General features: G+C 43.1%; 11 protein-coding genes and 1 tRNA gene. 9 read left to right on the top strand and 3 right to left on the bottom strand.

Annotated elements, in window-relative coordinates; all coding sequences use genetic code 11:
• Window positions 1-115: 115 nt before the first annotated feature.
• The 4 genes from J4861_RS00950 (at window position 116) to J4861_RS00935 (ending at window position 5694) form a co-directional block, all read left to right on the top strand.
• Window positions 116-1180: a LacI family DNA-binding transcriptional regulator gene (locus tag J4861_RS00950; protein ID WP_211816335.1), complete on the top strand. Its 1065-nt coding sequence runs from the start codon at window positions 116-118 to the stop codon at window positions 1178-1180.
• A 549-nt stretch (window positions 1181-1729) separates the two neighbouring features.
• Window positions 1730-3013: a Na+/H+ antiporter NhaC family protein gene (locus J4861_RS00945; protein WP_211816334.1), complete on the top strand. Its 1284-nt coding sequence runs from the start codon at window positions 1730-1732 to the stop codon at window positions 3011-3013.
• Between the two features lie 68 nt (window positions 3014-3081).
• Entirely contained in the window at window positions 3082-3897 is an 816-nt protein-coding gene (locus J4861_RS00940; protein WP_211816607.1) for a hypothetical protein, read from the top strand.
• 186 nt (window positions 3898-4083) lie between these two features.
• Window positions 4084-5694 carry a beta-N-acetylhexosaminidase gene (locus tag J4861_RS00935; RefSeq protein WP_211816332.1) on the top strand — a complete coding sequence of 537 codons (1611 nt, stop codon included), beginning with the start codon at window positions 4084-4086 and terminating at the stop codon, window positions 5692-5694.
• Window positions 5695-6425: 731 nt separating this feature from the next.
• Here the strand turns inward: J4861_RS00935 and J4861_RS00930 are convergent.
• Window positions 6426-8156, bottom strand: coding sequence for a GH25 family lysozyme (locus tag J4861_RS00930; RefSeq protein WP_211816330.1), 1731 nt, complete (start codon window positions 8154-8156; stop codon window positions 6426-6428).
• A gap of 61 nt (window positions 8157-8217) precedes the next feature.
• Here J4861_RS00930 and J4861_RS00925 point away from each other — a divergent pair, with 61 nt between their 5' ends.
• The 3 genes from J4861_RS00925 (at window position 8218) to J4861_RS00915 (ending at window position 11229) form a co-directional block, all read left to right on the top strand.
• Entirely contained in the window at window positions 8218-8598 is a 381-nt protein-coding gene (locus J4861_RS00925; RefSeq protein ID WP_249110759.1) for a hypothetical protein, read from the top strand.
• Between the two features lie 157 nt (window positions 8599-8755).
• Complete coding sequence (locus J4861_RS00920; RefSeq protein WP_211816329.1) at window positions 8756-10804, top strand: TonB-dependent receptor plug domain-containing protein; 2049 nt, start codon at window positions 8756-8758, stop codon at window positions 10802-10804.
• Between the two features lie 95 nt (window positions 10805-10899).
• Window positions 10900-11229, top strand: a complete 330-nt coding sequence (locus J4861_RS00915; RefSeq protein ID WP_211816327.1) for a heavy-metal-associated domain-containing protein — start codon at window positions 10900-10902, stop codon at window positions 11227-11229.
• Between the two features lie 277 nt (window positions 11230-11506).
• On the opposite strand, the gene J4861_RS00910 is transcribed toward J4861_RS00915, so the two are convergent.
• On the bottom strand, window positions 11507-12334 hold the full coding sequence (locus J4861_RS00910; protein WP_211816326.1) for a CPBP family intramembrane glutamic endopeptidase: 828 nt from the start codon (window positions 12332-12334) through the stop codon (window positions 11507-11509).
• Window positions 12335-12345: 11 nt separating this feature from the next.
• Window positions 12346-13317, bottom strand: coding sequence for a bifunctional riboflavin kinase/FAD synthetase (locus J4861_RS00905; RefSeq protein WP_211816324.1), 972 nt, complete (start codon window positions 13315-13317; stop codon window positions 12346-12348).
• A gap of 251 nt (window positions 13318-13568) precedes the next feature.
• Between J4861_RS00905 and J4861_RS00900 the strand changes: the two genes are divergently transcribed.
• Window positions 13569-13642: transfer RNA gene (locus tag J4861_RS00900), tRNA-Ile, on the top strand.
• A gap of 144 nt (window positions 13643-13786) precedes the next feature.
• Complete coding sequence (locus tag J4861_RS00895; RefSeq protein ID WP_211794981.1) at window positions 13787-15049, top strand: phage integrase SAM-like domain-containing protein; 1263 nt, start codon at window positions 13787-13789, stop codon at window positions 15047-15049.
• The last annotated feature ends 14 nt before the right edge of the window (window positions 15050-15063 follow it).

Below are 15063 nucleotides of genomic sequence, written 5' to 3'. Positions count from 1 at the left end.
CAATTAAATAATAAAAAGAACTTTTACTTATAAATTCTAACGTTGTGCTTTCGCACATTCCAACAATTATTAGTAAATTTGCAGCGCAAAAATATTATATTCACTTCCCATATTTATGGCAGAAAAGATAAGAATCAAAGACATTGCAGAACGTGCAGGTGTAAGTGTTGGAACAGTTGATAGAGTATTGCATAAACGCCCGAATGTATCGGAATCCGCACTGAAACGAGTGGAAAAGGTGCTGAAGGAGATGAATTATCAGCCGAATGTCTACGCAAGTGCACTGGCTTATAACAAGAGTTACACGTTCTATTGTTTGATTCCAAAGCACAGCAGTGAGGCTTACTGGGAAGAGATTGAGATTGGTGCCATGAAGGCGGTAGAGGCACGTAGAGACTTTTATATCGACTTGGAAATCATGTATTACAGTCGATTGGACCCTCACTCTTTTATCGAGACCTACCAGAAATGTCTTAGGCAGAATCCAGATGGCGTTATCCTTGTCCCTACGACATTAGAGGTGACACGCCAGCTCACCGACGAACTGCACGATCGCAACATCCCTTTCATTCTGCTCGACTCTTATATGCCATCGCTGCAACCGCTGTCATTCTACGGACAAGACTCTATCCAGAGTGGTCGTTTTGCTGCTCGAATGCTGATGCTCATTGCTCAAAAGGAGGAAAGCATCATGCTCATGAAGCAGACGAAGGACGGAAAGATGGCGAGCCGTCAGCAAGAGAATCGTGAGGTGGGCTTCCGTCATTATATGGAAGAGAACTTCCCTAATATTAAGATTTTAGAGGTAAACCTCCCATTAGACGAAGAGCGGAAGCGTTATGACCATATCTTAGAAAAGTTCTTCAGCGAACATCCAGAGGTACATCATTGCATCACACTGAACTCTAAAGCGCATATCGTGGGTAAATTCCTACTGAAGACGCATCGCCATAACGTTCAGATTATGGGCTATGACGTGGTACATAAGAATGCTGACTGCCTACGAGAAGGGAGTATATCGTTCCTCATCGCACAGCATGCCTACCAACAAGGCTACTTTAGTGTTGACTCCCTCTTCCGTGCTATCGTGCTGAAGAAGAAGGTTGAACCAGTCAACTATATGCCTATCGACTTGCTTATGCGAGAGAATATAGACTTCTATCATAGGTCGTGGGGGTAAAACAAAAAGCCCCACCCCGACCCTCCCCGAAGGGGGAGGGAGACAAATTTGCTAAGGGTTAGGTGGTGAAGGAGCCCAGCCCAGCCCTCTCTCGAAGGGGTAGGGAGGCAAGACTGCTAAGGATTAAATGGTGAAGGAACCCCTGCTCAGTCCTCTTCCGAAGGGGGAGGGAGGCAAGATTGCTATAAGCAAGATGAAAGAAAGGTAGTAAAAGGGGGATAAAATTAAATAAAAGATGGCATCGATAAAAAGGGTGATGATGCTCAACACATGACGTGCGGAGGGCTAACACATAATGTGCGGAGGCTTAGCACATGATGTGCGGATGCTTAAGATAAGATATGGTAAATGTGAAAAGGGGATGAATAATAGGTTAATAGAATTCATCAACACCTAACATTCAACAGCTAACATTTAACACCCAACATTCACCATTTATCATTCAACATCTGCACAATTCATCAACACCTAACATTTAACACCCACCACCCATCCTCCCTCACAATTCATCAACACCCAACATTTAACACTCAACACCCAACACAACACATGACAGAAAACAAAAAAGGACTCCTCGCGTTGAGTCCGCTACTTGTGTTCATCGTACTATATCTGGTCACTTCAATCATATCGGGTGACTTCTATAAGGTACCGATTACCGTGGCTTTCATGGCTTCGAGTATCTTTGCTATTGCCATATCAGGAGGCTATCCGCTCGCAAAACGAATTGAAATATACAGCAAGGGAGCCAGCACAGACAACATGATGATGATGTTGTGGATATTCGTACTTGCTGGAGCATTTGCCAACTCGGCTAAGGATATGGGCAGTATTGACGCTACGGTCAACCTAACCCTCTCTGTCCTACCAGATAACATGCTGCTGCCAGGACTCTTCCTCGCTGCTTGCTTCATCTCTATGAGTATCGGAACGAGCGTTGGAACTATCGTTGCACTCACCCCTATCGCAGCAGGTATTGCCACTTCTACGGGGAGTTCGCTTCCTTTTGTCGTTGCAATCGTAGTCGGTGGTTCGTTCTTTGGCGACAACCTTTCGTTTATTAGCGATACAACCGTTGTGGCAACAAGGACACAGGAGTGTAAGATGGCAGATAAGTTTAGAGTAAACTTCTTCATCGTAGCCCCTGCAGCAGTCTTGATTCTGCTTGTCTATATCTTCTTGGGAAGAGATATACATACGACAGGACAGGTCGCTAACGTTGACATCTACAGAGTAATTCCTTACATGGCAGTACTGGTTTGTGCACTCTTTGGTATGAACGTGATGGCTGTTTTGACCATTGGAATTATCCTCACAGGTGCTATTGGCATCATTGCTGGCAGCTACGATGTCTATGGTTGGTTTGGAAGTATGGGCGCAGGAATCAAAGGTATGGGCGAACTGATTATCATCACGATGATGGCAGGTGGTATGTTAGAGATTATCCGTGAGAATGGTGGTGTCGACTATCTCATCAAGATGATCACCCGACACGTCAACAGTAAGCGCGGAGCAGAGCTAACAATAGCTTTCCTCGTAAGTTTGGTGGATATCTGTACAGCCAATAATACGGTGGCAATCCTCACCGTGGGTGGTCTTTCGAAGCAGATAGGCGACCGCTATGGTGTAGACAAACGTAAGGCAGCCAGCATCCTCGACACCTTCTCATGCTGTGCGCAGGGCTTGATTCCCTATGGTGCACAGATATTAATGGCAGCAGGTTTGGCAAAGATAAACCCCGTGAGCATCGTCCCATTCTTGTATTATCCAATGTTATTGGGTATCACAGCCTTCCTTTCTATCCTCTTCCATTATCCCCGTCGTTATTCATAACATATCATCATCACCCAATATTCAACACCCAACACCCAATCACCATGCAATCAATAGAATCATCTGGAATGGACATCATTCAACGCAACTTCTTTCGAATCCTTTGTTCGGGCGCATTCGGCACACAGTCGAACCTCGAACCGATGTCGCCTTTCAAATGGCGAAGACTCATACAGATGGTTGAAGCACAACAAGTGATGCCTATCTTCATCAATGGTATCGCAAGACACGCTATGGATGAAGGACTCAACCTGCCAGAGAGTATCATCACTGACATCAAAGCAAAGCAGGAAGAACGCAAGACTTTAAGTGCAAGAATACCCAAGACGGTTAGACTTAGCAATGCGTTACTGAACCGAAGACTAAAGAATCTTATCTACAATGAACTGCATAGTATCGACACTTCGATTGAGGCGATTGATATGTTGAAGTTGATTGTCAACAACTCTGAGACGATGTTTACACGTGGTATGAACTTAGGTGGTATCATTACGATGGGCGAATACCTAAGAACTCGGGGTAATAAGGTAGACTTTGTGAAACTCGAGAACTGGCTGAACACCTTGCAGTTGAGTGCTATGGCAGAGCTACAGGGTAATGTTCTCATCTCCGTCTTTGGCTTTGAAGAAGACGAAATCCCCTTCGTTAGCAAGAGTGATCCTAATGCTTACCGCCTCACATTACGCAGTATTTCAGACTTAGCCAAGGACACTGCACACGAATGGCACTTTAAACAAAATGCCGTAGGATTTGTACAAAACAACAGTTCTGTACTTCGTCGCAACGTCCGTCGCAGTCTCCGTTATGTCAGGTATGCACCCATTGAAACAACCAGCAACTTCTTTAGCAACTTCGTCAGAAGCCTTTCAGAGATTGAAGAGTAAGCTTAAAAAACAAAGATAAAGCCTTGTCCCATGCAGACAAGGCATTATCTTTTTAATAGAATAAGTAGATTTTCTACACTTTTCACCCTCATTAAGCATTTAATCAGATATTTTTCGTATCTTTGTCCATGGATAGTTGAAGTCCAGAATATAAAAACCTAAATACAAAACATTCATTTAATCGAGATGAAGAAAATCTTACTTTCAGTGGCATTGATGATGGCTACATTCTCACTTCATGCCACAGATGCGAACTACCAGGTAGTTCCTCTCCCACAAAGCATTACTGCTGAGAAGGGTACACCATTCGTTTTAGATGCTAACACCGTTATTAATGTTGCAAGCAACGATGAGGCTATGCGCCGTAATGGTGAATTCTTGAAGCAATATATCCAAGAGGCAACCGGTATTGTGCTCAATGGTATGAACAAGAAAGGAAGTACTATCACCTTGAAACTCAATGCAAAGGTTGAGAATGAGGAGGGTTATGTTATCACTGTAAAGGGTAAGAATATTACCGTTGAGGGCAAGACTCCACGTGGTGTATTCTATGGTGTACAGACACTTCGTAAGTCATTGCCATTGGAGAAGGCTGAGAACGTAACCTTCCCAGCAGCTCGTATCATTGACTATCCACGCTTCGGCTATCGTGGTACGATGCTCGATTGCGCTCGTCACTATTTCAAGATGAGTTTCATTAAGGAGTTCATTGATATGTTGGCGCTCCACAATGTCAACACCTTCCACTGGCATCTCACTGAGGATCAGGGCTGGCGTGCACAGATTGACCGCTATCCAAAGCTTACAGAGGTTGGTTCAAAGCGTGCGCAGACAGTTATTGGTCGTATGACAGGACTCTTTGATGAGACTCCATACGGTGGTTACTATACAAAGGATGAGATGCGTGAAGTTGTGAAGTATGCAGCTGACCGTTATATCACTGTTATCCCTGAGATTGACATGCCAGGCCACATGCTTGCTGCCTTGGCTGCTTATCCAGAGCTTGGTTGTACTGGTGGTCCTTACAAAGTGGCTGAGCAATGGGGCGTATTCCCAGACATTCTCTGCGCTGGTCATCCTGAGACCTACGAGTTTGTGAACAATGTTCTCGATGAAATTATAGAAATTTTCCCATCAAAATACATCCATATTGGTGGCGACGAGGCCCCACGTACTCGTTGGCAACACTGTCCACGTTGTCAGGCTGAAATCAAACATCTCGGCTTGAAGGGCTCTAACGGCTTCTCTGCAGAGGCTCAGCTACAAGCTCACTTCATGAATCAAGTGGCAAAACACTTGGAGTCTAAGGGACGTAACATCATCGGTTGGGACGAGATTCTTGAGGGTGATGTAGACAAGGGTACAACTGTCATGAGCTGGCGTGGTGTGAATGGTGGTATTGAGGCAGCTAAGCGTGGCTTGGATGCTATCATGACTCCAACCACTTATTATTACCTTGATTTCTATCAGAAGCCAGATAATCGCATGATTCTCATCGGTAATATGCTCCCTGTTGAGAAGACTTACAGTTACAATCCAGTGCCAGACGATGCTGCTCCTGAGATGAAAAAGCACGTTAAGGGTGTACAGGCAAACCTCTGGACAGAGTATGTTATTGGTCGCGACCTCGCTTTCTTCCAGCTCCTCCCACGTGTTGCAGCTATGGCAGAGACTGGTTGGACAGAGAACGATAAGAAGGACTTCGCTTCTTTCAAGGCACGTGAAACCCGTCTGAACGAGCTTTACAAGCACTTCGGTTGGAAGACTTGCCAGGACCTTTATAAGGAGAAGAAGTAATCTTAAAGCGTATTAGTACCGTCTAATACAAGCTAAATTATATTCGGCTGATAAGCTGTGAGGGTTATCCTCACAGCTTATCAGCCCTTTTTTTAATTCATAATTCAAAATTCAGAATTCATAATTATGATTACCATTGTTAGGAAAGTTCAATCCTTAATGAGATGAATCACAAATCAAAAAGTTCAAAGTTCAATGTTCAAAGTTCAAAGTATTTAATGCTCCGTGGCTCTGTGTGAGATTTAAATTAAGTGGTAAGGATTGGAAATATGTTTACAAAATGAGCAAGGAGGAGACTGGGAATTGAGCTAAAAACATGCAAATCTGACACCTTTGTAAGTCTTTTGTTATCAGGAAGTTGCAAAGGTGGTTTCCAAAAGGTGCTTAATTGGACTTCAAAAGGGCGTTAGTAAGGGGCTTAAAGGGCACCTTTTGCAAGCCAAAAGGGCGTTAATTCGAATACAATTAACGCCCTTTTGATTTTCAAGTTTTGAACTTTCTTTACAAAACAGGTTTTGGGTAATAAATAAATCACACGGAGAGAAAGTGTGCATAAGGCTTCATGGCTCTTTGAGTCTACGCACCCATATTAGTCATTCTCACTTCAACTCCGTGTCTCCACGTGACTTATCATCTATAGCAGGTGGTCTTCACATTACAATATACTCAATCATATTAAACCTGTCTGTAAACAAATTTATGTTATCTGTTCATTCTTCGACTCTCCAATCTTAGAAGCAATGGCGTTTAAGGAACTCCTCATACTGGTTGCGATAGCCATTGAAGACGTTGATGTCGACATCGCCATGGATGCCACGCACCTTACCATCAGGACTTAACTGCCAGTAAGCCAATTTGAAGTTGGGTTTATACTCACCATAGCGGGCTATCCATATGTGGTAGTTATCGCCCAAATCGGGTGCCAATGGCATGTAAGTGTTGGCAAAAGTCTGACTGATATAAAGGATAGGGCGTTTACCTGTTCGCTTCTGCACAAGACTCATCCACGCACGAATATTGCGGAATATCACCTCCGCTCCACCCATCGCAACAATCTGCGCATCGGTCGGCTCAACGTCTAAGACTGGTGGTAGGTCGCCCTTATTAAACTTACTACACTTGAGGAAATAGGCTACTTGTGCTGCACCTGGTGACATGGTAGAAAAGAAATGATAGGTACCTGTTCGAATACCATGCGCACGTGCTGCCTTGTAATCAGCCTCGTAATAAGCGTTTAGCACCGTACAACCCTCCGTAGACTTCACGTAAGCGAAGGAAACAGGATAATCCACCTTCCCCTTGATTGTCTTCGTACTCAGCGTACCGAGGTCGGTGATGCGTAGTTTGTTCCAATAGATGTGATACACCTTATTATTCTTCTCGTGCTGATGACGTGAGAGGTCGATGCCATAGATACGGTCGGAGGTGTATGTAAGACGTTCACCTTTAAACACATCCGCCTTCCATTCACCCACTTGCAGATACTCGTGTGGCGCAACATAGATGCCAAAGCCGTCGCGTTTTCCGTCCTTCCAATGTCCGTCATAGAAGCTGCCATCGTCGCCATAGTACTTTCCATAACCATTCGGAACGTTCTTCTGGCTCTCACCCTCATATCGTCCGCCAGCAATACGAATGCCCTTTGCAAGGCTGCTGATAGTAGCTGCGTGGGTCTTATAGTATGCATTTAGTGCATCTATCGCCCCACTTTTCTGCAAGCGAGTAATCAAGCGAATTGGCGTTCTTTTATTTTCGGTTTGCAGGAGTACACAATCGTTCTTCTTATCTATTTCCAAACGGTTGCAAACAGTAGGTTTCGCCTTCTTAGAGGAAGTCTGAATAGCATAGCGATTTTGCTGTCGAATGCGCAGCTGGGCAGAAGAAGTAGAGAGAGAATCCAACACCTTCATCATCCGACGAAGTGAATCCATCTGCTGCACCACCTCAGTATGATATTCCGCAATCTTGTTATATCCGTAATCCTGAACGCTATGTACACGAAGATAATAACCCATCTCGTTGCTCTTCGTTTGCAATCCGTCTAACTCCGAATCCATCTGAGCCATCGTCTGACGAACAAGCCTTAGCACCCCTTTTCCTTTTAAGTTGACGATTGTTAAGGGTTTGTAATTCCACCGAATGAGAATACGTCCGTGGCAAGAAGGCACTACGGGCAGCTGGTTCACCCAATAACCACGTTGCGTGATGCTGCGTGTATGAATTGAATCTTTATTGATAGAGCCACCCACAAAGGCTGAGTCGACATAATCAGCAAAGTATACAAGGGGCTTACCATCAGCCTCTAACGTGTAATAAGCCTCCTGACGAATGGTCACAGCACTCTTATCCACCTCCTCTTGTGAAGGAGGCAGACAACGAAAGATAATATATAAGAGTAGAAGAGTAAGCAAAATGCCCCCTCCTACATACAGGCTTCGCCTTGAAGGGCGGTAGTTGAACATTAAAATAAATTTAAAATCTTTGCAAAGTTACTAATAATTATCTAACTTTGTTGCCAAGTTTATGAGAAAAACGATAGACATATTACTATCCCTTCTATTGTCAACGATGATAGTATGGAGTGGTTCGGGCATCATGACAGTGGTGTGCGCACATACTGGCAATGTGTCTGTTGCTAAGATGGAGGATAAAGGTCATTGCAATGATAACGATGTAAAACATTGCATGAAGATTGAGGTGAAAAGCTTGTCGCCCACAAATATGGTGCACAATGATTTTTATCACATTCAGCCAATACAGCTTTCTCTTCTCCCACAATTCGTAAGTGATTGTCAATTATTGCCTTTGCCTGTTTTAACAAAGGCACCAGAGAGGTTATTGTCGTTGCTCTGGCATAGTCCGCCACGCCAATATCTCCGATTACTTACGACACTTATCATTTGATTTTTGGTTGTTTTCTGTTCCTCATGAAATGGGCAACAGAAGGTTTATCGTACCTGTTACACAAGTGTGTTCGGGCTAAAAGTCGTATCAGTATGTTTCCCATTCTGATACCACACAGGCTTTATAAATTTTAAATAACAACTGAAAATCAAACGAAATGAATAAAATTATATATTTAGCAGGACTGACCTTGCTGTCTGTTCTACCTGCTACCGCACAGCAAAATGCAGTCGACTCGACCGCAACCCTAAAAGACCAGACACTGGATAACGTGACCGTTACAACGCGAAGGGCCTCTGTGCGCTCATTAGCTGGAGCCATCAACGGTAAAGACATCCTACGTGACGAACTCTTCAAGGCTGCTTGCTGTAATCTTGGTGAGAGCTTTGTCAACAACGCTTCAGTAGATGTAAACTACTCAGATGCGACAACGGGTGCCAAACAAATCAAACTCCTTGGTCTTAGTGGTACATATGTTCAGATGTTGACAGAGAACCTTCCTAACTTTCGTGGTGCTGCTCTCCCTTATGGTTTGGGCTATGTACCAGGCAGTTGGATGAAGAGTATGCAGGTGAGTAAGGGTAATACATCCGTCAAGAATGGCTACGAAGCGATGACAGGTCAGATTAATGTGGAATACGTTAAACCTGAAGATCCAACAGGTATGAGCGTCAACCTCTATGGCAGTACGATGGGTAAATTCGAGGCAAATGCGGATGGTAACATTCATATCAATGGCAACAAGAACCTCAGTACGGAAATCCTTGCCCACTATGAAAACAACTGGAGACATCATGATGGCAATGGAGACGGATTCCAAGATGCCCCAAAGGTGAGACAATACAACCTGCAGAACCGTTGGTTTTGGAAGCAGGGCGATTATATTTTACATGCAGGTTTGTCGCTGTTGAAGGAAGACCGCATGAGTGGTCAGACTCCTCATGCTGCTGCAACGAATCCTTATCGCATTGATATCGGCACCGACCGCTACGAGGCTTATATGAAACATGCCTTTGTTCTCAATAAGGAACACGCCACAAACATCGCTTTGATGGGTAATGTATCTATGCACAAGCAGCAGGCGCAATATGGTATTAAGCAGTATGATGTCAACGAGAAGAATGCTTATGCATCACTTATGTTTGAGACAAACTTCACCGATGAGCACAATCTCTCTGCTGGTTTGAGCCTCAACCATGATTACTTGCATCAGCGTCTGACGCTCCCTGCAACGGCTATCCCTGCCGATTACGGTAATCTCTACCCACTCACACGTGGCATTGAGAGTGAGACAACACCTGGCGCATACGTTCAGTACACCTATAACCTGCATAGTCGATTCATCGCTATGGCAGGATTGCGTGTCGACCATAGCAATGTTTACGGTACGTTCTTCACTCCTCGCTTCCACTTGAAATGGGTACCAGCCGACTTCCTGACCCTTCGCCTCTCTGCAGGTAAGGGCTATCGCAGTCCGCACGCACTGGCTGAGAACAATTACCTCATGGCTTCGGGCCGCCGACTTATCATCGATAAGCTCGATCAAGAGGCTGCATGGAACTATGGTGCGAGTCTTAATTTCAACATTCCAATAGGAAATAAGATGCTGAAAATCAATACTGATTACTATTACACGCACTTCCTTTCACAGATGTTGATTGACTATGATAGTAATCCACAGGAGCTGCACATCACCAATCTCAATGGAAAGAGCTTCTCGCATACCTTCCAAATCGAAGCTTCTTATCCTTTGTTCAAGGGTCTTGAGCTGGGAGCAGCCTACCGATATAACCTCGTTAAGGCGACGTATGGAGGAAAACTGATGTGGAAACCACTGCAGAGTCGTTACAAAGGACTCTTGACGCTCAGCTATAAAACACCTTTAGGACTCTGGCAGTTTGATGCTACTGCAGCCTTGAACGGAGGTGGTAGAATGCCAGAATCTTACACCTTAGCATCGGGCGAACGCTCATGGGCGGGCAGCTATAAGGCCTACGGACAGCTTAGCGGTCAGGTGACACGCTACTTCCGCAACTTCTCTCTTTATATTGGTGGGGAAAACCTTACCAATTACAAGCAGAAGAATCCTATCATTGGCTATCAAAATCCGTGGGCTAACAGCTTCGAACCAACAATGGTCTATGGTCCTGTAGAGGGTGCAATGGCATACGTTGGTATCCGTCTGAACCTCGGTAAACGACAGTAAACATTGATTCATTCACAATAGAATAACATAAACGACAACACAGAGAGACGTCTTGAAACACGCTTTCGGACGTCTCCTACAAACAAAGAACAATTATGAAAAAAACTATTTTCACAATGCTGATGCTCATGGTAGCTATGATTGCAACAGCCAAAGACATTAAGACAGTTATCTTCACTACAACTCCACAGATGCACTGCGCTAACTGTGAGGCGAAAGTAAAGAACAACCTCCGCTTTGCAAAGGGTGTGAAGGAGATTAAGACAAGTGTAGAAGAACAGAAGGTATATGTAACCTACGATGCTCAGAAGACCAATGAAGAAAAGCTTCAGAAGGCTTTTGAGAAGTTTGGTTATAAGGCAGAAAAGACGACAAAGGAGGCAAAAATCCCTGTTCATGAGAACGAGGAGTGCGAGAATATGTAATCGCTAACAGTAAAGTCTATAAGTAAGTAATCGACCATTACATGGCTCTCAACAGCCTATGTGATGGTCGATTCTTGTTTAATCTCTATCGTTTATATAATAAAGGAATAGTATCATAGAGTGGTGCGGAGGCTCCGCACATAAGGTGCTAAGCGTTCGCACATCTGGTGTTAAGCCTTAACAGGCTTCTAAAAGAGGGTAGGGATATGAGAGGATAGGCGTTATCGTCCCTTTTCCTATGCGCTTATTCTATTAGATGTCTTTATAGGAAAGCTGCTTATTTCTTCCCCTTTGGCATCCTTCCTATTAACTGCAGCAACGAAGGAATGAAGATACACAGTGAGAAGAACAAACCAGCATACATCATGTGGTCGTTGCCGTGGAAGAAGTCGATGAGTTTTCCATCGTTCATCTGTGGCATGAGGTTGAACATAAGATAAGCCACCGTATTGTTCACCCAATGAAATACGAAACCTGGCAGAATACTACCCGTTTTCGAATAGAGCCAACCCAATAGCAGACCAATCAAAAAAGCGTGTAAGCCTTGTGCTAAATTGAAATGGATAATACCGAAGATAAGGGCTGAAATGACAATGGCAATCCATCGTTTGCGTTCGTCCAAGGCGTTTTGCAGTACACGTAGAATAGCACCACGGAAGACAATCTCCTCAGCGATGGGCACCATCATTCCTAAGGCTACATAGCCCCAAGACACCTTCATGATACTTTCAAACATCTTTTCTGTGCCCGCTGGCATCGTTAGATTAATCTTCTCTGCAAGGAATTGCAGTGGGAGTATCGAACCTAAAGCTATGAGAGCCGACCACATGAGGACAGCCCAAGGACGCGTCTTCAAATAGTTACCAGATACAGGTGCCCACTTTGTAGCGATGAAAAGAATAAAAGTTGCAAGACTACTGATGACTGCCGTTATGGCAAGAGTCTCACCATTTTTCGTTAGATAATCCCCATCAGCAGCCTTAGCCCCTCCAAGTAGGCTTACAAGATGCTTACCTCCCTCGAAAGAAAGACTTTGTATCAAGATGAAAAGTGAAACAAATAAGATGACATAGAGCGTTGCGCTCAAAACGTTTTTATTGTTCATTTCTGCGAATCTTAGGGTGTATTAATAATATTCTCTTGTATGTGATAAGTCTCATCAAACAATCGATTAATTTGCTCTTTGTCTTGCTTCAGCTGTTGTGCTAAGGCTTCTAAAGAGTCAAACTTATGCTCATCTCTTATCTTACTAATAAAACTTACAAGGAGTTCCTGTCCATAGAGATTTCCTGTGAAATTAAAGAGATTGACCTCTATCGAGGTGGTTGTGCCATTGAAAGTAGGTCGATGCCCAATGTTCATCATCCCTCGCTTCCATCCAACAGAATCTTTCAAGCGCACCATGACCGCATAGACACCACTTGCAGGGAGCAGCTGTTGGCAACCATTCACATCGAGATTGGCTGTTGGGAAACCCATCTTGCGCCCATTCTGATAGCCACTCACGATGCGACTCTCTATCGTATAAGGATAGCCTAAAAGGCGGTTGGCAGCCTCAATATTGCCCGTGCGGAGGTCATTTCTGATGATTGAAGAACTCACTTTCTCATCATTTGGCAGGAAGGCATCGGCACGAATGACCTCAATACCCATTTCCTTGCCATACTGAACATAGTCTTCAAAAGTTTCAGAGCGGTTGTGTCCGAAGCGGTTGTCGTAGCCAATGATGAGTTTCTTTACGTTCAGCTGTTTGCATAACACCTCTTGCATGAAGTCATGAGCTGAGAGCGCAGCCAACGAAGCATCGAAATGCAGTACGAAACTATTGTCAACATGTGTCTTTGAGAGCAGAAGTAGCTTCTCATCGAGTGTTGACAGCAGTTCTGGTTGGTAGTCAGCCTGCAGCACCTGACGCGGATGTCGGTCGAAGGTGATGACTGCCGATGCCATTCCTGACCGCTCTGCCTCGTCAATGACACGACTAATCAGGAACTGATGTCCACGATGCACCCCATCAAAGAATCCTATGGTTGCAACCTGTTCTACTAATTCATGCGTCTCATCTCGCTTAATATATATTGTATTCAATCCTCTTGTCTTATAGTTCGTTTACTTTCTTGTAAAGGTAATTTCCATTCTCTGCAGGCGATGTTAAGCCTCCTGAAAAGATAGTCCCACCTTGTTACAAAGCCATGTCTACTTTCTTGCAAAGGTACTCCAAATCACCCATAAACCCATGTTTGGGCAAACAAAATGTGTTAAAACATTAAATTTCCTTATCGTCCTTTCTCTTTTTTCCATTTATTTCATTATCTTTGCAGCCGAATTCACGAAATTCAGGACTTGTAGCTCAGTTGGTTAGAGCAACAGACTCATAATCTGGAGGTCCCTGGTTCAAGCCCAGGCTGGTCCACTATATTAAACTCCTTGTAATCAATAGGTTGCAGGGAGTTTTTATTTAATAGATTTGATGTTTTATTGTATCAAATAATACCCCAAAAAGTACACTATTTTATTGATTGTTGGTTTATTGTTGGTTTTTTAAATTACATCTAACATGCTGACTATCAAAGCAGAAATATTAAAAAGTGGATTAAGAGCAGATGATACATACAATGTAAAAGTAAGAATCACCTATAAAAGACAGGTTAAGAGAATATCGACAAACATCTATATCCATAAATCAGAACTTACAAAATCCTTGAAAATCAAGAATGGTTGTAAACTAAAGAAAAGGATAGATGATTTAATTACATACTATCAAGATATAGGAAATAACCTCCAAGTAGAAAGAGAGGATTACACCATTGATGATATAATTGCCAACCTTAAAGGAGAAGAGCAGAAGAACAAGCCTATTGATTTTATAAAATTCAGTAGGGATTGGATTGAGACTGCAACCATTAAAGGTGCTGATAATTATAAATATTGCATCAATTCATTTGTGAGGTTTCTCGGAAAAGATAACCTAAATATCAATGATTTAACCATCAAACTTCTTACTCAATATGCAGAATATCTCTGTAAGAACAAGGAAAAGAAAGATAAGAAGCTGACCTCCAAGAGTAATAGTAAAACATCTAATAGAGCAGTATCACTTTACTTGGGCAGTATAAGGCATCTTTTTAATGAAGCAAAGAAGAAGTATAATGACTATGACAGGGGAATTATTATCATACCTCATTCACCCTTTGAGAATTTCAAAGTACCAAGACAGGAAGCCACAAGGAAAAGGGCTATTACTACCCAACAAATTAAGGCTATTTGGCAACTTGCTGACCTTAAAGAGGGGAAAGGTGTAAATAAACTTTGTAGATTTGATTTGGCAAAGGATTGCTTTATGCTGTCATTTTTCTTGATGGGAATGAACTCAGCAGACCTCTTTACTTGTTCAGAACTTAAAGATAATTGTATTATCTATTACAGGTGCAAGACTAAGGAAAGAAGAGCTGACAATGCAAAGATGGTGGTAAAGATACCATCTTTAGCCTTGCCACTCATTGAGAAGTATAAGGACATTACAGGGAAGAGAATTTTCAAATTCTATCAATGGTATTCTACTGCTGATACATTCAATGCAGCCTTGAATATAGGGCTTAAACAGGTGGGAAAAGTTCTCCACTTAGAAGACCTTGAATTTTATGCTGCAAGGCATTCTTGGGCAACTATAGCTGTGAATAAGGCTGGAGTTGATAAGTATGCTGTTCACTCTGCATTGAACCATATTGATGAGAAAATGAAAATCACCGATATTTATATTGAAAGGGATTTTAAGATGGAAAATGATGCGAATGAAAAAGTAATAAATTCAGTATTCTAAGATGAAAAAGTTCC

The organism is Prevotella melaninogenica, assembly GCF_018127925.1.
GTDB classification, from domain to species: domain Bacteria; phylum Bacteroidota; class Bacteroidia; order Bacteroidales; family Bacteroidaceae; genus Prevotella; species Prevotella melaninogenica_C.
This window is presented reverse-complemented; position numbering and strand designations above follow the sequence as displayed.

What these genes read in the sequence shown, in the direction of transcription:
- J4861_RS00950 (WP_211816335.1), top strand. Translation starts at nt 116, where the DNA reads ATGGCAGAAAAGATAAGAATCAAAGACATTGCAGAACGTGCAGGTGTA.
- J4861_RS00945 (WP_211816334.1), top strand. Translation starts at nt 1,730, where the DNA reads ATGACAGAAAACAAAAAAGGACTCCTCGCGTTGAGTCCGCTACTTGTG.
- J4861_RS00910 (WP_211816326.1), bottom strand. Translation starts at nt 12,334, where the DNA reads ATGAACAATAAAAACGTTTTGAGCGCAACGCTCTATGTCATCTTATTT.
- J4861_RS00925 (WP_249110759.1), top strand. Translation starts at nt 8,218, where the DNA reads ATGAGAAAAACGATAGACATATTACTATCCCTTCTATTGTCAACGATG.
- J4861_RS00935 (WP_211816332.1), top strand. Translation starts at nt 4,084, where the DNA reads ATGAAGAAAATCTTACTTTCAGTGGCATTGATGATGGCTACATTCTCA.
- J4861_RS00940 (WP_211816607.1), top strand. Translation starts at nt 3,082, where the DNA reads ATGGACATCATTCAACGCAACTTCTTTCGAATCCTTTGTTCGGGCGCA.
- J4861_RS00915 (WP_211816327.1), top strand. Translation starts at nt 10,900, where the DNA reads ATGAAAAAAACTATTTTCACAATGCTGATGCTCATGGTAGCTATGATT.
- J4861_RS00895 (WP_211794981.1), top strand. Translation starts at nt 13,787, where the DNA reads ATGCTGACTATCAAAGCAGAAATATTAAAAAGTGGATTAAGAGCAGAT.
- J4861_RS00930 (WP_211816330.1), bottom strand. Translation starts at nt 8,156, where the DNA reads ATGTTCAACTACCGCCCTTCAAGGCGAAGCCTGTATGTAGGAGGGGGC.
- J4861_RS00920 (WP_211816329.1), top strand. Translation starts at nt 8,756, where the DNA reads ATGAATAAAATTATATATTTAGCAGGACTGACCTTGCTGTCTGTTCTA.